The sequence below is a fragment of the Cohnella suwonensis genome (genome assembly GCF_042655365.1).
GTDB lineage: Bacteria > Bacillota > Bacilli > Paenibacillales > Paenibacillaceae > Cohnella > Cohnella suwonensis.
On record NZ_JBHSMH010000041.1, the window covers coordinates 88,370 to 108,603 of the forward strand.

Consider the following 20,234-nt stretch of genomic DNA (forward strand, 5'->3'; position numbering starts at 1 on the left):
GCAATTATTAATCGTATAATTTATGGATAGCGATAATTGACGAAAAAGAGATAGGCTGCATGAAAATCATGACGATTTTTAGCGCAGTATCCTTTTTAATATATAAGGTAGGGTGTGCAGATGTTACTTAAAGGAATGAAATCCATCACATGGTTCGTAATTCTTAGTTTGCCGATTGGGTTATACTTTTTCTTGTTAAATATGTACACCCCTTTTTGGAACGATGAGTATAACAACAATTTTGTTTATGGGACATTGAATAATATTTCTAATATCTCTGAAATATTTGAAAACCAAGTTCTACTGTATAGATGGTGGACAGGTAGAGTTGTATCTTCTTTTTTTATCTCTGTACAAATGTACATTGGCAAAGATATATTCAACATTCTTAACACGATCGTATTTTTATTATTGCTTTCTCTTTTGACTTGTTTTCATAGGTCATCTGAACAGACTAATAAAAGCTTCTATTTCATTCTTCCGTCGCTGATACTATTATGGTTCGGTGTCCCTGTTTTTGGAGAAACCGTTACTTGGATGACGGGTGCACTCGTTTATTTGTGGGTGTCCGTTCCAACAATGCTTTTTGTGTTATTAATTTTAAAAAATGTAATAGACGGTAGGCATTTTGGAAAAGCGTCTAAAATGGCAGTCGTTATACTGGGGTTTATCGCAGGTAATTCCTTAGAAAATTTTGGTTCGGCAATAATCGCGTTTATGATTCTCGGATTTTTTTACCAAAAGGTAATTATTAAACAAAAGATAACAATATTTTATAACGCTTCCTTTTTGAGCGTTTTAGCAGGTTTTTGTTTATTGGTTTTTTCGCCTGGGAACCAAAACAGGTTAAACAATTCACCGTTTAAAGCTGACACAAAGACGATGCTGATCAATTATGTGCATTCCTTTAATGCCGTATTGTCGGAGCAAAAGGTACTAGTCATTGTCTTTATCTCTTTGCTGATAGTTACGGTAGTAGGCTTATGGGTTGGAAAGAATAAATGGAACAACAAAAGCAAAAAATCTTTTCTCGTTGCTCTTGTGCTTTTTTCTCTTGGATTTATAACTTTCTTATCTATGATTGTATCTCCGGAGTTTCCTTTGCGAGCTTCTTTCCCAGGGGCTATGTTTTTGATTGCTGCGAACATTACTTTGCTTTCTATGATCTATAACATTTTTACTTATAAGATGGTTTCCGGCATCATTATTTCTCTTTGTTCTTTGCTTATTCTGATTCCGTCCATGAGAGAAGTCTATAAAGATTATCATAATCTTGCCCAGACCTCATCAAAGCGAATTGAATTGATTAAAGTATCTCAGCAAGAAGAAATTAAAGATGTTTATTTACCTGCGCTGAATGTTAATGGCAGTAGATTTATGTATGTAAGAGATCTGTTGACCGGCCCGAATGAAGATCAAAACCGGTCACTTGCCAAATATTACGGATTTAACAGTGTGAAGTTACAATCCGCAATGGAGATTATTGTTCAGTTTGACTCAAATACATTGGATTTTTATCAAGTATTTTATAAGAAATTTAAGTCAGATCCCCCGGAATTCCTCAAGACGTCTTACAATGGTTTTGTTACTAACCAAGCATTCTTTGGGACCGATTCGGAACATATCGAATATTTAAGAATCGATCCCGGCACCACACCTGGAATAAAAATTATTAAATCCATAGAATTTATCAAAAGGGGTAAGAAAGTTACTTTATATCCAGAAGAACTAATAAAAATGATTCAGTCAAAGGGACAAATCGGTAATATCCGGTTGACGGAAAAAGGTCTCGAGTTGGAATCTTTGGGTAATGATCCGTGGTTTGAGTTGACCGGTTTGGATAGTTATATTAAGGATGAAGAAGATTACATTAAACTAAATATTGATGGGCGAAATACTTACGGCTATCAAATGTTTTTTGATATGGGGAACGGTTTTAATGAGCAGGAGTCTGTAACACAAAATTTGCAGGATATCCAACCAGAAATGGATAGTATTTATTCTCTAAAGTTTCCTTTACCAAACCCATCAGAAATAAGAAGTATACGTTTAGATCCTGGCAATAGTGAACAGCATGTTAGCATTCATTCCCTGACTATTAAAGTAGGTGACAAGGAAAAGTCCTACCAAGGAAAAGCTTTGATAGATCTATTAGTTCCGTTTACTCAAATAAAGGCAATAACTTTGGATACAGATGGGTTTGTTGAGGTTCTTACTAATGGGGACGACCCTCAGTTAATTGTGAAAAATATTGAAGGCATTTTGACTAAAGGAACCGAAAAATCATGATTAGGAATGTGGCGGTACTTCTTTCCACCTTTAATGGAGAGCTATATCTGGAACAATTTTTCAATTCATTGCTAGACCAATCGTATCAACAATTTATTGTGCTAATCAGGGACGATGGATCGGTCGACGAAACGACGAATATTATTAACAAATTTGTATCCGAAAACGATAATTTTTACTTAATTGAAGGTTCTAACAATAAAGGGAGCAAATTAAGCTTCGGGACTTTGTTGGAATATTGCAACCAAAATTTTCATGAAGTTGAATATTTTATGTTTGCAGATCAAGATGATGTATGGTTGCCTGATAAAGTTAAATGGACATTTGAAAAAATGATATTCTTCGAAGAAAAGGAAGGGGATTTACCGATTCTGATTCATACCGACCTTTTGGTTACTGATCCAGAGCTAAATATAATTTCGAAATCATTTTGGGCTTACCAAAATTTAGACCCAAGATTTACAGAAATTAATAGGTTGCTCGTGCAAAATGTTGTAACAGGTTGCACGATGATGATCAATAAAAGGCTCGCAAGCTTAAGCCTTCCCATACCAAGCACCTCGATAATGCATGATTGGTGGATTAGTTTGGTTGCTAGTCTTTTTGGAAAGATTGGATACTTAAATACACCGACCATACTTTATAGGCAGCATTTTTCAAACCATGTCGGGGCAACTCACTATACACTCAAAAATATACTTCGCAAGTTTTTTTCACAACCTTACAGTTTGGAGAAAAATGTTCTCCAGTGTGAAGAGTTCTATCATGTTTATAGTAAAGTAATGAATGAACAAACGAAAAAAATGTTCATTAAATTTATTAGATTACAAAATTCCAATAAGGTAATATCTGTTTTTCTTGTTTTCAAATGGAAGTTTTATAAAGCTGGAATCAGTAGAAATATTGGATTCGTAATAAAATTATTAATGAAGAAATCGGTAGTATAAGTACTAGCGATTATATTATTTTGGGGGAATCCTCGGTGTATAGGTCAATGTTGGATAGTAGATGCATTCAAATTGATGAGTTGGGAGATGAAAGAGGTCTCCTAGCCGTTCTAGAGGCTAACAAGATAATTCCTTTTGGATTCGAAAGAGTTTTTTATATCTATGGAACCAAAGAAAATGTTCGTCGGGGATATCATGCTCATTATAAGACGAGACAAGTCTTGATCGCCGTATCTGGATCATGCAAAGTCTATTTGGACAATATTAAGCGCAAAGATGACATTACTTTGGATTCGCCAACCAAGGTACTTATCTTGGAACCAAACGATTGGCACGAAATGTATAACTTTTCTTCTGACTGTGTCCTATTGGTTTTGGCTTCCCATTTGTATGACCCTCAGGATTACATCAAAGACTATAACCGCTTTATTGAAGTGTACGCATAACATTTTCCAAAGGAGCAGGGTATGGAGAATTACTTTAAACATCCTAACGCGTTGGTTGAATCCACGCACATTGGTAAAGATACTCGTGTATGGGCATTTGCGCATATATTGCCGGGAGCCGTTATTGGGGAAAATTGCAATATAAACGACCACACTTTCATTGAGAACGATGTAGTAATTGGAAACAATGTAACAGTTAAATCAGGTGTTTATATTTGGGACGGTATTCGAATCGAGGATAACGTATTCTTAGGCCCTAATGCAACGTTTACCAATGATCTTAGGCCAAGGTCCAAACAATACCCCGAAAAATTTGCTGAAACATATATAAGAAATGGAGCATCGATTGGTGCGAACGCAACCATTATTGCCGGAATTGAAATTGGAGAGTTCGCGATGATTGGAGCAGGGGCTGTCGTAACCCGAGATGTGCCGGATCAAACGCTATGGTACGGGAATCCCGCCAAGTTCAAAGGGTATGTATGCAAGTGCGGAGAAAAATTAAGTCAGGACAAGATGTGTTTAAGGTGCAACAAGAAGTATGAACTTATTAACGAGAAGATAGGAGAATTGTCATGATTCCCTTTCTCGATTTGAAGCAAATCAATCTTCAATATGAAAAAGAAATTAAAGAGAGTCTGAATCGGTTCCTTCATTCCGGTTGGTATATCCTTGGAAAAGAAGTGGAGAATTTTGAAAGTGAGTTTGCCTACTATTGTGGGACCAAACATTGTATAGGGGTTGCCAATGGGTTGGATGCTCTTTCTCTCATTTTAAAAGCCTATGACATAGGACCAGGTGACGAAGTGATTGTACCATCAAACACCTATATCGCCTCCATATTGGCTATTTCGTCGGTGGGAGCAACACCATTACTAGTTGAACCTAATTTACTTACCTACAATATTGATCCACAGAAAATTGAGAATGTGATTACTCCTAATACGAAGGCCATCCTTGTTGTTCATCTATATGGGCAGACGTGCGATATGCAACCTATTCAAGAAATCGCAAATCGACATGGTTTGAAAATTGTTGAGGATTGCGCTCAATCCCATGGAGCGATATATAATGGACTGCGTGCCGGGAATTTAGGCGATGCGGCGGGGTTTAGTTTCTATCCGGGCAAAAACCTAGGAGCTTTGGGGGATGCAGGAGCCATTACGACTAATGATGATCGAGTAGCCGAACAGCTACGAGCGCTACGAAATTACGGCTCTCATAAAAAGTACGAAAATATGTTCAAAGGCGTCAACAGCCGTCTGGATGAAATACATGCTGCTGTTCTGAGTGTCAAATTGAAGTGCTTAGATCAAGAGAATCAAAAGAGAAGAGAAATAGCGAATTTCTATCTGGAACATATCGATAATGCCAAAATTCAACTGCCTATCGTAGAAAATTCCCCAGACTCGCATGTTTGGCATTTGTTCGTGGTTCGCACAGAAAGTCGAGAAAGTCTTATCGCCCATTTAACCCAATTTAAGATTCAAGCGTTAATACACTATCCTATTCCACCTCATAAGCAAGAAGCCTATCAGGAATGGCAGGATCGTAATTACCCGTTATCTGAACTCATTCATCAGCAAGTGCTAAGTTTACCCATGAGTCCTGTAATGGATATTAATCAAGCTAAAGCAGTGGTGGATGCGATCAATGCCTACTAATAAACCGATATTCTCGATTGTCGTGCCGATCTATTATAATGAACTAAACATTCCTCATACTATTCCGAAATTACAAAACTTGCAAAGTTTACTTCCGGATTACGATCTTGAATTTGTATTTGTTGATGACGGCTCACAGGATCAATCCCTTAATCTTTTGTTAGAGGCTAGAAGTATGGATTCCCGCATCAAAGTCGTAAAGCTGAGTAAAAACTTCGGATCTATGTCGGCCATCCAAGCGGGCTTGACGGTTACAACAGGAGACTGTGTAGGTATCATTTCCGCAGATCTACAAGACCCGCCAGAATTGTTTGTCGATATGATTGATAAATGGAGAGCGGGAAGCAAAGTTGTGCTCGCTACACGCTCGGATCGAGAAGAATCGTTATCGCAAAAAGCTTTTTCAGGGACTTACTATTACTTAATGGACAAGTATGCTTTAAAAGGTTATCCATCCGGCGGGTTTGACTTTGTACTTGTTGACAAGCAAGTGGTGAAAGAATTGAATCAGATCAAAGAAAAAAATACGAATATTATGAGTCTGATCTTTTGGCTTGGACATAACCGCGACGTTGTTCCTTACGTTCGTCGGGAACGAAAAGTTGGAAAGTCCAGGTGGACTGTATCAAAGAAAGTGAAGTTATTCATCGACTCATTTGTAAGCTTCTCTTTCGCTCCGATTAGATTTATGTCGATTGTAGGATTCTTTACTGCATTCATTAGTTTTCTATACGGATTGTTTGTCATTATTAACGCCTTGATTGGAAATATCAAAATTCAGGGTTATACCTCCATAATTGCAATTGTTACTTTCTTGCTTGGCATGATCATGATGATGCTCGGCATTATTGGTGAGTATATGTGGAGGATTTTAGATGAGAGCAGGAATCGCCCGTCATATGTCATCGATGAAGTTTACGAATAGATTTGTAAAATTTATGCTGGTCGGTGCAATAAATACAGGGGTTACCTATGCAATCTATCTATTGCTTCTGCTCTTTGCTCCATACCTCTTGGCATATTCAATAGCTTACTTATTAGGAATAATCATTTCGTACGTATTGAATTCAAAACTCGTTTTTAAGGAATCGCTAGCTTGGAGCAAGTTTTTAAAATTTCCGCTGATCTATGTCATTCAGTATTTACTAAATACCGTTTTACTACTTCTGTCTGTAGATATTCTGAATATCAACGAGAAATTGGCCTTAGTCCTTTCCATCATGCTTACAACACCTATCACCTATTTGTTGAGTAAACGGGTTATCCAGTCCCAAAAATAAGTTATACAAGTGCGGTATATAAGGTAGTTATTCAAAAGGAGTTGTTCCTCATGAAAGGCATCATTCTTGCCGGTGGAACCGGATCTCGTCTATTTCCTTTAACCAAAGTAACAAATAAACACTTACTTCCTGTAGGTAAATACCCGATGATCTTTCACGCCGTAGCCAAGTTGAAAGATGCCTGTATTACCGATATCTTAATCGTCACTGGTAAGGACCATATGGGGGACGTTGTTAACCTGCTCGGAAGTGGATATGAGATGGGCGTTACGTTTACGTATAAAGTTCAGGATGAAGCAGGAGGTATTGCTCAAGCGCTTGGATTAGCGGAGCATTTTGTCGGGAACGATTCAATGGTTGTCATCTTAGGCGATAATGTATTCTCGGATAGCATCGCTTCTTATGTGGAGAGCTTCGGGAAAATGAACAAAGGCGCAAAGATTCTTCTGCAAGAAGTGCCTGATCCGAAGAGATATGGCGTACCAGAGCTGAAGGGTGACCAAATTGTATCTATTGAAGAGAAACCTAGTCATCCGAAGAGTCACTATGCCGTTACTGGCATTTATATGTTTGATGCGAACGTGTTTAATATCATTCGGACATTGAAGCCGTCCGGTCGTGGTGAATTGGAAATCACAGATGTAAATAATACATATATAGCTGCTGGTGAACTGAAGTATGATATATTGCAAGGTTGGTGGACAGATGCCGGAACTCATACCTCACTTACACACGCCAATGAGCTGGCTAAGGACTTGTTATTCGGAGAAGAATTTGGAAAATTGAAACTGTGATATGAGATGGGAGCAAAGAAATGAAGGTCACAGCCACTAAGCTGCACGGTATAAAATTGATCGATTCAACCGTATTCGGGGATCATCGAGGATTCTTCATGGAATCCTACAATTCCCGTGTATTCGCTGAGAATGGTATCGATTGCGTATTCATACAGGACAACCATTCCTTATCTGCGGAAGCGGGAGTGCTGAGAGGGCTTCATTATCAATTGAACCCTAAAGCCCAATCCAAGCTTGTACGTGTTGCTGCTGGAGCGATTTACGACGTTGTAGTGGATATTCGTCAAGGATCACCTACATTTGGACAGTGGGAAGGGTTTATACTATCTTCCTCTAATAAGCGTCAATTGTTCGTTCCTAAGGGATTCGCACATGGATTTTGCACATTAGCGCCTCATACGGAAGTGTTATATAAAGTAGACGAGTACTATTCACCGGAACATGACCGCGGAATCGCTTGGAATGACCCTGCACTTGATATTAACTGGCCACTGCTTCAACCGGTACTCTCCGACAAAGATACCAGAAATCCTGTCTTAGCCAATGCAGAAATCAATTTCGTATACAAAGGATGAAAAATAGAATGAAATTACTCGTTACTGGCGGAGCTGGATTTATCGGTAGCAACTTTGTTCACTATATGCTGCGGGAACATCCCCAAGATGAGATTATTAATGTCGACAGTTTGACTTATGCAGGCAACTTGGAGAATCTACGTTCGGTCGATTCAAATCTGAATTATCGATTCGTCAAAGCCGATATTACGGATCGCGCTGCATTGGAACCGCTGTTTCAAGACGGCGTCGATGTGGTTGTTAATTTTGCAGCGGAGTCTCACGTAGACCGAAGTATATTGGAACCTGACGTTTTCGTACGTACGAATATTATGGGGACACAAACACTGCTCGATTTGACTAAAAAATACGGTATAACTAAATTCGTTCAAGTATCCACCGATGAAGTATATGGAACATTGGGCGACACGGGGCTGTTTACGGAAGAGACCCCACTGCAGGCAAATAGCCCGTATTCAGCTAGTAAGGCCGGTGCCGATCTGCTGGTGCGTGCTTATCACGAGACTTTCGGGCTTCATGTGAACATCACCCGTTGTTCGAATAATTACGGACCTTATCAGTTTCCTGAGAAGCTTATTCCACTCATGATTCAGAATGCACTATCAGATAAATCGCTTCCAGTATACGGCGATGGGTTAAATGTGCGGGACTGGTTATATGTCGAAGATCACTGCAGCGCAATCGATCTCGTTATCAGAAAAGGTCGAAGTGGTGAAGTATACAATATCGGTGGCAACAATGAACGTAACAATATTCATGTCGTGAAGACGATTTTGCAAGAATTGAACAAGCCGGAAACGCTGATTAGATATGTACAAGATCGCTTAGGCCACGATCGCCGTTACGCAATCGACGCAACGAAAATCCGTAACGAACTAGGCTGGAACCCGAAATACGATTATGAATCTGGTATTCGGGAGACGATCCGTTGGTATCTAAATAACCGTGGATGGATGGAAAAAGTCCATTCCGGAGTTTATCAGCAATGTTATGAAAAACAGTATGGGTAACGTTTTGGAGGGTTAAGATGCGCGAGGGAAAGATTACGCTGCTGGTAACAGGAGCAAACGGACAGTTGGGTCAAGAGCTGGTCAGACTTGGAGATGATCGGGTAAATATTGTTGGCTATGGTCGTGAGCAACTTGATGTGACGAACCTCTTGCAGTGCCGTGAAGCGGTTGCCGCAGTACGTCCTGACGCAATCATTCACGCAGGTGCATATACAGCTGTTGACAAAGCAGAATCCGAGCCGGACGAAGCTTATCGAATCAATGCGATCGGCACCCGTAATCTGACTCTTGCTGCGAATGAACAGGGGACCAAGCTTTGTTATATCAGTACGGACTATGTGTTCGATGGTACTGCATCCCTGCCCTATAACGAATACGACAACACCAATCCTCAATCCATCTACGGAAAGTCGAAGCGGGCTGGAGAAGTACTCTTGCAAAGCCTCTGTGATCATTATTTTATCGTAAGAACGTCCTGGGTATACGGCAAATACGGCAACAATTTCGTGAAAACGATGCTGAAATTGGCATCCGAACGTGATTCGGTGACGGTAGTTCATGACCAGATTGGATCGCCGACATACACTTATGATTTGGGTCGGTTTCTCATCGAGCTTGTTCAGACGGAAGCGTACGGCATATATCACGCATCTAATACAGGGACCTGCACATGGTACGAATTTGCTCGTGCGATCTTTGAAGAGAGCGGCTTGTCGGTGCGGACGGAGCCATGTACGACTGAACAATTTTCTCGAACGACGCCTCGTCCCGCTTATTCGGTAATGGATCATTCCGCCATTCGTCAGAATGGACTAACAGATCTACGGCCATGGCGTGAAGGGCTGAAAGCCTTTTTAAAGGAAAGTAACACATGAATCGCTTGCAAAGGAAGCCAACTGTAACCGCATGTATCGTGACTTTTGGTGTTTGGTAAATCAGTCTAATTTGGATGATCATTTAAAATCTCTCCATTAACATTGCGGCTATATTCCGGTAACATCATTGTGAAATTAGGTATTCGTGGACAAGGGCTAAATCTTACCAGGATCTGTATCCGACGCAACTTTCCCAAAATGATTTGCGTACAAGAGGATAGAGATGTCGAAATGGGAGTGAAGAGCTTGAAAATGTCGAAGAAGTGGGCGGTTTGGGGAGCAATCACATTATTGGGGCTAACCGTTGGAACAGCAGGAATAATGTCGACAGCAATGGCCGATTCCGCTTCCACCCCTGGCTCCGTAGACGACCCAATCGTCACCAAAGGCTACGTAGACGGAGCGATCAGCACGCTGGTGCAACAAGAAATCGCGAAGCAAGTTCCTTCTGCTGGAGGTGGTGGTTCGTCGAAGTTGGAAACGGTAGCCGTCGATCCGGGCAAGAAGCTGATCGTCGACGATGGTGGAGAGATCATCGTGCGAACGGGGAAAGCCGTTGCTTATAGCTCGGACGCAAACGGACTGTCGGATCTGACGGAGGGACTCGATGTGAAGCCTGGTAAGGCGATCGTCAACAATCACTTGATCTTGAACCCGAGAGGTCAACGAGGCGTTCAGCCGGATCCGAATCAGACGAAAGGCCTTATCGTACTCGTGCGCGGGGCGTACAAACTGCAATAGCAATTATAATTTATTAGGAGCTGTCGGCGGAGACGCCGGTAGCTCCTTTTTACTTTTTCGGAATGTATAGTACAGCTCATACCTAAGAGCAACAACATATGGGAATATACATATACAATGCCATGAAGGCAAATGGACATTGTAGGGTGATCCGACACTGAAAGCAGACTGCAGGGCGTAAAACTGATCGAATCGATCGTTCATGGAGATGACAGAGGATTTTTCTTGGAAAGTTACCATGCCGAACGTTATACCTCTCAAGGGATTCCGCAACATTTTGTGCAGGACAATCATTCGTTATCCAAAGATGTGGGCGTACTCAGAGATCTTCATTATCAACTCGAGCCTAAAGCACAGAGTAAGCTTGTGAGGGTGACGGCGGGGGCAATCTGGGATGTCGTCGTCGACATTCGTCAAGGTTCTCCAACTTACGGGCAATGGGAAGGCTTTGAACTTAGCGCATCCAACAAGAGGCAGTAGCTCGTGCCACAAGGCTTCGCCCACGGATTCTGTACGTTGGAATGCAATACGGAAGTTCAATACAAGGTGGATTGTATATATTCTTTGGCGCATGATAAAGGAATCGCGTGGGACGATGCGGCGATTGCGATCAAGTGGCCGACATTAACGCCGATACTATCGCAGAAAGATGCGAATCATCCGACATTAGAGAATGCGGAAAACAATTTTATTTACTGGATAGGGTGATGGCATGAAATTGCTTGTTACGGGTGGGTCAGGCTTCATTGGAAGCAACTTCGTGCGATACATGCTTAATAAGCATTCTCATTATCGCGTGGTTAACGTGGATCTGCTGACATACGCCGGGAATCAGGATAACCTGACGGATATTCAGCAATCGGAGCATTATCGATTCGTGCGCGCGGATATCGCAGACTTGAACGCGATGGAATCCCTAATCGGCGAAGGCTTCGATGCGATCGTGAATTTCGCGGCGGAGTCGCATGTAGACCGTAGCATCTCTAATCCCGGTATTTTCGTTCAGACGAACGTGACCGGTACTCAAGTGTTATTGGATCTCGCGCGGAAGTATCAGGTTAAGAAATACATTCAAGTGTCGACGGATGAGGTGTATGGGACATTGGGGGTGGAAGGACTCTTCAGCGAGAAGACTCCGCTTGCTCCGAACAGTCCGTATTCCGCAAGCAAGGCGGGAGCCGACTTGCTCGTACGTGCTTATCATGAGACTTATGGCATGAACGTAAATATCACGAGATGCTCGAACAACTACGGCCCGTATCAATTCCCGGAGAAGTTGATTCCTCTTATGATACGCAATGCCCTCGCAGACCAAACTTTGCCGGTATACGGAGACGGACAGAACGTGAGAGATTGGCTTCATGTGGAAGATCATTGCTCGGCCATCGATCTCGTGCTGCATCAAGGGCGTAGCGGGGAAGTCTATAATGTCGGGGGCAATAACGAAAGGACGAACATGCAAGTCGTCCGAACGGTATTGAATGAACTCGGAAAGCCGGAATCGCTCATCTCCTATGTAGAGGACCGTCTCGGTCACGATCGGCGCTACGCGATAGATGCGACGAAAATCCGTGAAGAGTTGGGATGGACGCCAAAATATAATTACGAGACGGGGATACGACAGACCGTTGCTTGGTATAGAGCGAATGGTGAGTGGATGCGTCGGATCGAGACGGGGGCTTATCGTCAATGAACGACGACGACTCGGAATTAACCATTTTAGTAACGGGCGGCGGCGGGCAGCTCGGGCAAGAATTCGTCGAAATGATACCGAACGGGTTGTGGATCGTCGTCCTGGATCGAACGCATCTCGATATTACCCATGCCGAACAGTGCAAAGAGGTTATATATCGTTACAAGCCGGATACCGTCATTCATGTGGCTGCTTATACGGCCGTTGACCGCGCTGAGGCTGAGCCTGAGACTGCCTGGTCGATAAATGTGGAAGGGACGCGTAACGTGGCGGAGGTGGCCGAGAGTGTTGGCGCTAAGCTGGTCTAGGTAAGTACGGACTATGTTTTCGACGGGAATGCCTCGCAGCCTTATGGTGAATACGATCAGACGGCACCGCGAACCGTATACGGCAGTACCAAGCTCGAAGGGGAAAAGATCGCCGCAGGCCTTCATTCGAGATATTTATTGCGAGGACTTCATGGGTATATGAACAATTCGGCAGTAATTTCGTGAAGACCATGCTGGAGCTGGGGGCAAAAGACGCGACAAATACGGCATCTGCCACGCGACGGGCGGGTTCTTGCTCTTGGTATGAATTTGCCCTGGCTATTTTCGCGGAAGCGGGGATGGATCATGTGAAGTTGTCGCCATGCTCGACGGAACAATTTCCGAGGCCGGCTCCCCGCCCCGCCTATTCGGTACTAGGTAACGATGCGTTGATGGCCGCCGGTTTGAAGCCGCTCCGACATTGGCGAGATGCGCTTAAGCACTTTATGGAACTAGAGCGAAAGAACGGGGGATAAATGCGGATTTCTGCTACATTTTGCCCCGCATCCCATTAAGACATACGCCTTGAACAAGGTGGTCCGGCGCACAATAAGGCCATCACATTCAAGGAGGCTCATCGATCATGGCTAGAAGGAGCAATAAGCTTGTCGTACCGGAATGCGCAAACGCGTTGAAGCAGATGAAATACGAGATCGCATCGGAGCTCGGAGTTCCCGCATTTGCGAGCGGAGGCGGCGAGGATACGGAATTCGCGGGAGAATTGGGCAGTATCCCTTCGTCCGGATACGGCGAAGCGTATTTGGGCAACCTGTCTTCGAGGGAAGCGGGATCGCTGGGCGGAGGAATCACGAAACGGCTCATTCAGCAAGCGCAACAAACCCTTATATAGGTTTGGGAATAGGCTCCGGATTTATTGACACCCCTCGACAATTCCGGTATTATTATTAATCGAAGGTTTAGCTTAGACAGCCTTTTCCTATGGGAAAAGGCTGATTTTATATGTGGGGGGCTGGACACTTTGTCGATCAAAGGACGGCATCTGTTCACATCCGAATCGGTCACTGAAGGCCATCCGGATAAAATTTGCGATCAAATCTCGGACGCGGTATTGGACGCGTTCCTGGAAGCGGACCCTTACGCGCGGGTTGCGTGCGAAGTATCCGTAGCGACTGGACTTGTACTCGTTATCGGCGAGATCACCAGCAAAGCCGATTATGTCGATATTTCGGCAATCGCTCGCCGTACGATTAAAGATATCGGATATACGCGCGCGAAGTACGGCTTCGACTCCAGCACTTGCGCGGTTCTGACGTCGTTGAACGAACAATCCGCCGATATCGCCCAAGGCGTTAACGCGGCGCTCGAGACGCGCGTCGGCAAAGACGTTCAGCAAGAGAACGAAGACATCGGCGCTGGCGACCAAGGCTTGATGTTCGGCTTCGCGACGAACGAGACGCCGGAATTAATGCCTCTTCCGATCGCGCTCGCTCACCGTCTGTCCCGCCGCTTGTCCGAGGTTCGCAAGAACGGCAAGCTCGGCTACCTTCGTCCGGACGGCAAGACGCAAGTAACGGTCGAATACATCGACGGCAAGCCTGTTCGTGTAGACGCAATCGTCGTCTCGACGCAGCACTCCGAAGAGATATCCCTGGAGCAAATCCAGAGCGACATTCGCGAGCACGTCATCTATCCGGAAGTTCCGAAGGAATGGCTGGATGACGAGACGAAATTCTTCATCAACCCGACGGGCCGTTTCGTTATCGGCGGACCTCAAGGCGATGCCGGCCTGACCGGACGGAAAATCATCGTCGACACGTACGGCGGGTACGCTCGTCACGGCGGCGGCGCATTCTCGGGCAAGGATCCGACGAAAGTCGACCGTTCCGCGGCTTATGCGGCTCGTTACGTCGCGAAGAACATTGTTGCTGCTGGTCTCGCCGACAAATGCGAAATTCAGCTCGCTTACGCGATTGGCGTAGCGAAGCCGGTATCGATTAACGTCGATACTTACGGCACGGGCAAAGTATCCGAAGAGGTGCTCGTCGAGCTCATCACGAGCAACTTCGACCTTCGTCCGGCGGGCATCATCAAGATGCTCGACCTGCGTCGCCCGATCTACCGCCAGACGGCGGCATACGGCCACTTCGGCCGTACGGACGTCGATCTTCCGTGGGAACGTCTCGATCGCGTGGAAGCGTTGAAACAAGGCGTTTTGGCGTAAGGGAATCGTTCGAAGATAAGATCAAGGAATAGAAGTAGCCCTCGCGGATGCGGGGGCTACTTTTTGTTTTTTCTTTTTCGGGCGTATGTCTGCCGAGAAAGAGATCTAAACGAATGGGAACGCTTGATCGTATTCGGAATTAAAGGTAAGATGAAATCGTACAATTGAATACCTTGAGTGGGCATGGTTTCCCTTCGGAAGGGGGTGAAGCCATGGAAGTAAAAGACGCGATACTCATCATGCTCGGATTCTCAACTTTTGTCATTGCTCTTTTAACCTACATTGCAAATAACTACAAGAGAAAGTAAAAACCCACCCCTAGGTTGCTCGCCGAAGGTGGGTTTTTGTGCCACTCATTAACTTGAAGGGGCATCCCATCCAAGCCAATTGTACAGGCCGGGTGTTACCAGCACTCGGCCTTTCTATTGTCATTTTAGCATATGCGATACAAGTAAAACAATGACAAAGCTAACTGTGAGAATGAACGATTTTCCTGGAATCGTTGGGAAATAAGTCCATCGACCCTAATAATCTTGCGCCCGAAAACCGAAATAAAAGGTACTACTGTGTTTATCGGGAGGGTTTCTTTTGCGTCTTCAACGGACTCTATCTATTACTTTGCTCATGGCGCTAGTTTTGCAGCTGTGGGTCGCGGGAGCGGCCGTGGCGGCACCGTCGGGACCCGTCGCCGTATCGACGTATCCGGCGGACAACCAGGCTAACGTACCGGCTAACGCCAAGCTACGGATCAAGTTCGACGAGAACGTCAGCAGGGGCGGCGGAACGATCGCGATCAAGAACGCGAGCACGAACGCATCCGTCGCGTTATATAACGTTGCCTCGGATTCCGTCAATATTACTTTTATTAGCTCGGATACGGTGGAGATTAATCCGGGTTCTACTCTTGTCGCAGGGCAAAACTACTACATAGAAATCAGCTCCAATGCGTTCTTGAACGGCGCGGGTGCGGGGTATGCCGGCATCTCGAATTCGACGACTTGGAATTTCGGCGTCATCGCGAGCGATGGAGCGTCCCCTTCTGTGGAAACGTATACGCCGGTATCGGGCGGAACGATAGCGGCGACGGGCGTGCTGAAATTGAAATTCAACGAAATCGTCACGACCGCTTCGGGCAGCATTCGCATTACCCGCGTGGATACGGGCGATACGCAAGTCGTCTCGGTATTATCCACGGAAGTCACGGGAAGCGGCATCGATGCGGGCGGCGGAAAAACGGAGATTTCCGTACAACCTAACACTCGCCTCGTATCGGGCAAAAACTATCAGGTGCAAATCGATGCCGGAGCGTTCGCGGATATCGTCGGTAATCCGACGACGGCGATCAGCTGGTCGTTCTCGACCGCTCCATCGGTCATTAACGTGTCTGCGACGGCGCCCGCCGACAATGCGTCCAATGTGCCGTCGACCGGGTTGCAGACGTCGATTTCTTTTGGCGCGACCACGATTTATAAAGGGACGACGGGTAAGATTTACTTGAAGAGAGTCAGCGATAATTATCCGGTAGACACGATCGACATGGCACTTACCCCTGGTCGTGTGACGGTATCGGGGGCATCCGCAACTTTCGATTTCGCGGGCAATGTGCTTGAGAAAAATAAGTCCTACTACATCATGATCGATCCGGGCGTCTTGAAAGACGGCACCAACAATCCTTACGAAGGCATCATTGACACGACGACGTGGAATTTTGCGACCGTAGTCGATGCGGATAACGTTCCGCCGGCCGCCACGGCCTTTACGCCGGTGGCAACGTCGACGACCTCCGCGATTAGCGGCAACTTGAGCATCGCTTTTAACGAGCCGGTGAAACCGGGTAGCGGAACGATTCTTATTCGCAACATCACTTCCAACACTATCTTCTGCTCGATTCCTGTCACGTCCGGGGCGGTAACGGGGGGCGGAACGAATACGATTACGATCTCTCCGTCGTCCGTATGCGGGAACTTTGTTAAAAACACGACCTATTCCGTGCAGATCGGATCGCAAGCGATTACTGACATGTCCAACAATGCATATGGCGGAATATCGAATGATAGTGTATGGTGGTTCAGAATCTCGTCGGATTCGACGGTGCCTGAGCTATTAAGCACGTCGCCTGTTCCGGGATCGAACAGCGTCAAGAGAGATGCCGTTCTATCCATGACGTTCGATGAACCTATTGCGCCGATCTCGATGAGCGATGGAGTATTGGCCACGATCTATCCGGTCATAGCAGGCGCCAAAGGATCTGGAATTTCGGCTGTGTTATGGACCGAAACGGATCCGCGCAAAGTATTCTTGGGCCCGGTAAGTGTAACGCCAGACCCGGTTGACCCGTCGTCGGTGATACTGACGCCGATCGATTTCTCGACGGCGACGACTTATATCGTTAACGTTCCGAACGATGCCGTCACGGACGTTGCCGGCAATCCATTCCCGGGCATCTTGAACGACTACCGATGGACTTTCCAGACGCTCGGATCGGATACGGCTGCGCCGATTCTCTCTAGCGCCGCGATGGACGGAAGCGCGATCGTCCTTACGTATAACGAAGATCTGGACGAGAGCATCCTGCCTTATCCGTCGAACTTCTACGTGACGGTGAATGAGGTGCCGCGCCAGGTCAACGGCGTCGCGATCAGCGGCAAGACGGTAAGACTGTCTCTTCAGTCCGGAGTAGCGGTTGGGCAGACGGTCAAGGTCGCCTATACGCGCGATTCGAGTATAAGCAGAATGGTTCAAGACTTGTCCGCCAATCCCGCGCCTTCTTTCGCGGCACGGGAAGTGACGAATACGCTCGACACGACGCTGGCGAAACCGCTCAGCGGCATCTTGAACGGCACGACGTTGACGTTGACGTTCAACAAAACGCTTGAGGCGCTTGCGAGCGGAGCTTCTTCGCAATTCGTCGTGAAGTTTAACGGAACCGCCCAAAGCGTAAGCGCCGCATCGGCTAGCGGCACGACGCTGACGTTAACGCTGCCGTACGCGGGAACGAACGTGCAATCCGTAAGCGTGAGTTACGTGCCGGGTTCGTATCCGTTAAGAGACTTGAGCGGCAATGCGGTTACGGGCTTCGCCGACTTCTTCGTTCAGAACGCCAACGACATTACTCCGCCGGTACTGGCTTCCGCAGCGGCCGCTGGTACGAAAGTGACGTTGACTTTTAACGAAGGCTTGGATCTGACGGCCATTCCATTGAAGTCGAGCTTCTCCATCTATAAGGGAGGCACGGCTGCAGTCATCTCTTCGGTGGCGGTAACGAATAACGCCGTCGAGCTTACGCTGGCTTCACAGTTAGAGACGGACGCGGTTCTCTACGTTTCCTATATTCCGAGCAGCCAAGGGATTAAAGATCTGGCAGGAAACGCTGCGGCGTCGATCAATAGCTACCGGATCGTCGCCGGCAACGCGGTCGCGGCTACGCTGTCCTCGGCGGTAGCGAAGTCCTCGATCATTACGCTAGCCTACAGCGCGGGGCTGAATACGACTTCGCAGCCTTACGTCTCGCAATACAATGTCAAAGTCGACGGAGCATTCGCGAGCATCGGCAGCCTAAGCGTCTCCGGCCAAGAAGTAAAGCTGACGCTGGCCGCGCCGATCAAAAAAGGGCAAACCGTCTCGTTAAGCTACATGAGCACGGGTATCCCGCTCAAGGACATGACGAATCAACCGGTTCCGGCTATTGCCGAGATGGCGGTCACGAACCAATCGTCCGATCTGGATAACGTTCCGGAATACTTGGAAGCCAATACATCCGGCGGGTTGCAATTCGTCAACGCCAAGGCGTCGTCGACGGGAAGCGGAACTTCGCCGACCGGGAAGTCGCTCGTGCGATACACGTTGGACGGGCCGAAGTTCTTGGCGGCGTACGACGTGTTCCGCCAAGGAACCGCGCAAACGCCGGTGTTGACGTTCAAAGTGCCGTCCACCGAGCTCGGAGCGCTTGTGGCCGTTCCTTTAACCGCAATCATGGATGCTTCTTCTAGAATTTCGAACGCGTCATTCCGAGTCGAATACGGAGAACTACAATTCGAATTGCCTCTGACGGCGATCAATTACAGCAAAGAGAATTATATGGCAGGCGGCAACATCGCGACTTCCTATTTGCAACTGAGCATCGAGAAGAACGCAAGCTCGCCGATCGTGAGCGCGATCAACGTCGCGGGCGCGCAAATGCTGGCGACGCCGGCCGACTTCTCGGCGGGTATTCTGTCGGGATCGAACTTGAGGACCATCGACTCGTTCGACCAGTACGTGAAGCGTAGTTTCGTCGTTTCCTCTTTATCCAACTCTTCGAACGTGGCTGTCGTGCGCTTGGATTCCGAAGCGAACGAATTGAACTACGTGCCGACGACGACCGAACCGGGCACGAACGGAGTGAAGGTGAATTTCTTCCGCAAAGGCAGCAGCACGTACGCGGTCGTCCGCAAGAGCGCGACGTTTACCGACATGATCAGCCACTGGGCAAGCAACGATGTGTTATCGCTAGCTTCGAAATTCGTCGTATCGGGCGATACGGCCAAAACGTTCTCGCCGGGCAAGAGCATTACGAGGGGAGATTTCGCGGAGTTCCTCGCTCGCGGCATCGGACTTACCGGGGATCGCAACGCGTCGACGAGGTATTCGGACGTCACGTCGGCGAACGCTAACGCCGCCTATATCGGTGCGGTCAGCAAGGCGGGAATCGTCGAGGGTGGTTCAGACGGGAAATTCAGGCCGAACGCCACGATTACTCGCGAGGAAATCGCGACAATGCTCGTTCGTGCGATGAATTACGTCGGCGTGCAGTCGAATCCGTCGACAAGCACTCTGAGTCAGTTCAAAGATAAAAGCAAAATCAGCAAATGGGCGCTCGATGGCATGGCGATCAACATTAATGCTGGCATTATCAAAGGGGCTACTCCTACGACCGTCAACCCGCAAAGCAACGCGACAAGAGCGGAAGCCGCGATCATGATCAAGCGGTTCCTCGAGTACGTGGACTTCCTATGAACCACCAGCAGCTGATAGCCAAAGGGCTGGAATGGCGGGGGACGACGCTTCGTTTCCCGTTCGATCCGGAACTGCCGGTGCTCTACGTCGGAAGCAAGATGTTCGCGTTACTCGGCCAGACGGATGGCTATGAAAGCATCAATCTGAAGGCGGATCCGGAGGAGGCGTGGCTGCTTCGGCAGCAATATCCTTCGGCCGTTCTTCCCGGCTACCATATGAACAAGAAACATTGGAACACGGTCGTGCTGAGCGGCGAGGTGCCGGAGGAGGAATTGCTTGCGATGCTCGAGCAATCTTACTTGCTGGCGAAGGGGAAGCTCACCAAGCGGGAGCGCGAGGAGATAGAATAGAAACGTAAGGAAGGCGGCCGAACGTGGCCGTCTTCTTTTACATTTTCATCAACGTTTCCCTCGTTATCTATGAAAATTCGTT

The 20,234-nt window shown here is 46.7% G+C and carries 19 protein-coding genes and 2 pseudogenes; all 21 read left to right on the forward strand.

The genetic code is table 11. The annotated features are described in order from the left end of the window. Positions 1–120 precede the first annotated feature (120 nt). On the forward strand, positions 121–2,289 hold the full coding sequence (locus ACFPPD_RS13105) for a DUF3329 domain-containing protein (protein ID WP_209745244.1): 2,169 nt from the start codon (positions 121–123) through the stop codon (positions 2,287–2,289). Continuing rightward, the gene (locus ACFPPD_RS13110; RefSeq protein WP_209745247.1) at positions 2,286–3,236 is read left to right on the forward strand and encodes a glycosyltransferase family 2 protein; all 951 of its coding nucleotides are present in this window, start codon (positions 2,286–2,288) and stop codon (positions 3,234–3,236) included. The genes ACFPPD_RS13105 and ACFPPD_RS13110 overlap by 4 nt, the downstream gene beginning before the upstream one ends. A 47-nt stretch (positions 3,237–3,283) precedes the next feature. Then, positions 3,284–3,682: a sugar 3,4-ketoisomerase gene (locus ACFPPD_RS13115; protein ID WP_209745250.1), complete on the forward strand. Its 399-nt coding sequence runs from the start codon at positions 3,284–3,286 to the stop codon at positions 3,680–3,682. A 21-nt stretch (positions 3,683–3,703) separates the two neighbouring features. Beyond that, entirely contained in the window at positions 3,704–4,261 is a 558-nt protein-coding gene (locus ACFPPD_RS13120) for an acyltransferase (protein ID WP_209745254.1), read from the forward strand. Next, the gene (locus tag ACFPPD_RS13125; protein WP_209745258.1) at positions 4,258–5,346 is read left to right on the forward strand and encodes a DegT/DnrJ/EryC1/StrS family aminotransferase; all 1,089 of its coding nucleotides are present in this window, start codon (positions 4,258–4,260) and stop codon (positions 5,344–5,346) included. The genes ACFPPD_RS13120 and ACFPPD_RS13125 overlap by 4 nt, the downstream gene beginning before the upstream one ends. Next, entirely contained in the window at positions 5,336–6,271 is a 936-nt protein-coding gene (locus tag ACFPPD_RS13130; protein WP_209745261.1) for a glycosyltransferase family 2 protein, read from the forward strand. Before ACFPPD_RS13125 ends, ACFPPD_RS13130 begins: the two co-directional genes overlap by 11 nt. 13 nt (positions 6,272–6,284) lie before the next feature. Next, the gene (locus ACFPPD_RS13135) at positions 6,285–6,626 is read left to right on the forward strand and encodes a GtrA family protein (protein ID WP_378082479.1); all 342 of its coding nucleotides are present in this window, start codon (positions 6,285–6,287) and stop codon (positions 6,624–6,626) included. 50 nt (positions 6,627–6,676) lie between these two features. Further along, positions 6,677–7,420 (forward strand): sugar phosphate nucleotidyltransferase, encoded by a 744-nt coding sequence (locus tag ACFPPD_RS13140; protein ID WP_209745269.1) that lies wholly within the window; start codon positions 6,677–6,679, stop codon positions 7,418–7,420. A 20-nt stretch (positions 7,421–7,440) separates the two neighbouring features. Then, positions 7,441–7,998, forward strand: coding sequence for a dTDP-4-dehydrorhamnose 3,5-epimerase (rfbC, locus tag ACFPPD_RS13145; protein ID WP_209745271.1), 558 nt, complete (start codon positions 7,441–7,443; stop codon positions 7,996–7,998). A gap of 8 nt (positions 7,999–8,006) precedes the next feature. Continuing rightward, the gene (gene rfbB, locus ACFPPD_RS13150; RefSeq protein WP_209745274.1) at positions 8,007–9,008 is read left to right on the forward strand and encodes a dTDP-glucose 4,6-dehydratase; all 1,002 of its coding nucleotides are present in this window, start codon (positions 8,007–8,009) and stop codon (positions 9,006–9,008) included. A 17-nt stretch (positions 9,009–9,025) separates the two neighbouring features. Further along, positions 9,026–9,883, forward strand: coding sequence for a dTDP-4-dehydrorhamnose reductase (gene rfbD, locus ACFPPD_RS13155; RefSeq protein WP_378082435.1), 858 nt, complete (start codon positions 9,026–9,028; stop codon positions 9,881–9,883). Between the two features lie 321 nt (positions 9,884–10,204). Then, on the forward strand, positions 10,205–10,624 hold the full coding sequence (locus ACFPPD_RS13160) for a hypothetical protein (RefSeq protein ID WP_378082437.1): 420 nt from the start codon (positions 10,205–10,207) through the stop codon (positions 10,622–10,624). Positions 10,625–10,792: 168 nt separating this feature from the next. Beyond that, a pseudogene (gene rfbC / locus ACFPPD_RS13165) lies at positions 10,793–11,332 on the forward strand (dTDP-4-dehydrorhamnose 3,5-epimerase). A gap of 4 nt (positions 11,333–11,336) precedes the next feature. Beyond that, on the forward strand, positions 11,337–12,317 hold the full coding sequence (gene rfbB, locus ACFPPD_RS13170) for a dTDP-glucose 4,6-dehydratase (protein ID WP_209745277.1): 981 nt from the start codon (positions 11,337–11,339) through the stop codon (positions 12,315–12,317). 71 nt (positions 12,318–12,388) lie between these two features. Further along, positions 12,389–12,811: pseudogene (locus ACFPPD_RS13175) on the forward strand (SDR family oxidoreductase). 113 nt (positions 12,812–12,924) lie between these two features. Continuing rightward, positions 12,925–13,101, forward strand: a complete 177-nt coding sequence (locus ACFPPD_RS13180; RefSeq protein WP_378082481.1) for a sugar nucleotide-binding protein — start codon at positions 12,925–12,927, stop codon at positions 13,099–13,101. 107 nt (positions 13,102–13,208) lie between these two features. After that, positions 13,209–13,475 (forward strand): small, acid-soluble spore protein, alpha/beta type, encoded by a 267-nt coding sequence (locus tag ACFPPD_RS13185; protein WP_209745280.1) that lies wholly within the window; start codon positions 13,209–13,211, stop codon positions 13,473–13,475. Between the two features lie 129 nt (positions 13,476–13,604). After that, positions 13,605–14,807, forward strand: coding sequence for a methionine adenosyltransferase (metK, locus tag ACFPPD_RS13190; protein ID WP_209745283.1), 1,203 nt, complete (start codon positions 13,605–13,607; stop codon positions 14,805–14,807). A gap of 212 nt (positions 14,808–15,019) precedes the next feature. Beyond that, positions 15,020–15,115, forward strand: coding sequence for a putative holin-like toxin (locus ACFPPD_RS13195; RefSeq protein WP_378082439.1), 96 nt, complete (start codon positions 15,020–15,022; stop codon positions 15,113–15,115). 280 nt (positions 15,116–15,395) lie between these two features. After that, positions 15,396–19,802 (forward strand): Ig-like domain-containing protein, encoded by a 4,407-nt coding sequence (locus ACFPPD_RS13200; protein ID WP_209745286.1) that lies wholly within the window; start codon positions 15,396–15,398, stop codon positions 19,800–19,802. Beyond that, on the forward strand, positions 19,799–20,152 hold the full coding sequence (locus ACFPPD_RS13205) for an MmcQ/YjbR family DNA-binding protein (protein ID WP_209745289.1): 354 nt from the start codon (positions 19,799–19,801) through the stop codon (positions 20,150–20,152). The genes ACFPPD_RS13200 and ACFPPD_RS13205 overlap by 4 nt, the downstream gene beginning before the upstream one ends. Positions 20,153–20,234: the final 82 nt, after the last annotated feature.

Bases quoted from the DNA above. Each gene is read 5' to 3' on its own strand.
- ACFPPD_RS13205 (WP_209745289.1), top strand. From the start codon at position 19,799: ATGAACCACCAGCAGCTGATAGCCAAAGGGCTGGAATGGCGGGGGACG.
- rfbB (WP_209745277.1), top strand. From the start codon at position 11,337: ATGAAATTGCTTGTTACGGGTGGGTCAGGCTTCATTGGAAGCAACTTC.
- ACFPPD_RS13160 (WP_378082437.1), top strand. From the start codon at position 10,205: ATGTCGACAGCAATGGCCGATTCCGCTTCCACCCCTGGCTCCGTAGAC.
- ACFPPD_RS13195 (WP_378082439.1), top strand. From the start codon at position 15,020: ATGGAAGTAAAAGACGCGATACTCATCATGCTCGGATTCTCAACTTTT.
- ACFPPD_RS13130 (WP_209745261.1), top strand. From the start codon at position 5,336: ATGCCTACTAATAAACCGATATTCTCGATTGTCGTGCCGATCTATTAT.
- ACFPPD_RS13140 (WP_209745269.1), top strand. From the start codon at position 6,677: ATGAAAGGCATCATTCTTGCCGGTGGAACCGGATCTCGTCTATTTCCT.
- ACFPPD_RS13135 (WP_378082479.1), top strand. From the start codon at position 6,285: ATGCTGGTCGGTGCAATAAATACAGGGGTTACCTATGCAATCTATCTA.
- rfbB (WP_209745274.1), top strand. From the start codon at position 8,007: ATGAAATTACTCGTTACTGGCGGAGCTGGATTTATCGGTAGCAACTTT.
- ACFPPD_RS13185 (WP_209745280.1), top strand. From the start codon at position 13,209: ATGGCTAGAAGGAGCAATAAGCTTGTCGTACCGGAATGCGCAAACGCG.
- ACFPPD_RS13110 (WP_209745247.1), top strand. From the start codon at position 2,286: ATGATTAGGAATGTGGCGGTACTTCTTTCCACCTTTAATGGAGAGCTA.
- ACFPPD_RS13105 (WP_209745244.1), top strand. From the start codon at position 121: ATGTTACTTAAAGGAATGAAATCCATCACATGGTTCGTAATTCTTAGT.
- ACFPPD_RS13115 (WP_209745250.1), top strand. From the start codon at position 3,284: ATGTTGGATAGTAGATGCATTCAAATTGATGAGTTGGGAGATGAAAGA.
- rfbD (WP_378082435.1), top strand. From the start codon at position 9,026: ATGCGCGAGGGAAAGATTACGCTGCTGGTAACAGGAGCAAACGGACAG.
- ACFPPD_RS13180 (WP_378082481.1), top strand. From the start codon at position 12,925: ATGGATCATGTGAAGTTGTCGCCATGCTCGACGGAACAATTTCCGAGG.
- ACFPPD_RS13120 (WP_209745254.1), top strand. From the start codon at position 3,704: ATGGAGAATTACTTTAAACATCCTAACGCGTTGGTTGAATCCACGCAC.
- rfbC (WP_209745271.1), top strand. From the start codon at position 7,441: ATGAAGGTCACAGCCACTAAGCTGCACGGTATAAAATTGATCGATTCA.
- ACFPPD_RS13125 (WP_209745258.1), top strand. From the start codon at position 4,258: ATGATTCCCTTTCTCGATTTGAAGCAAATCAATCTTCAATATGAAAAA.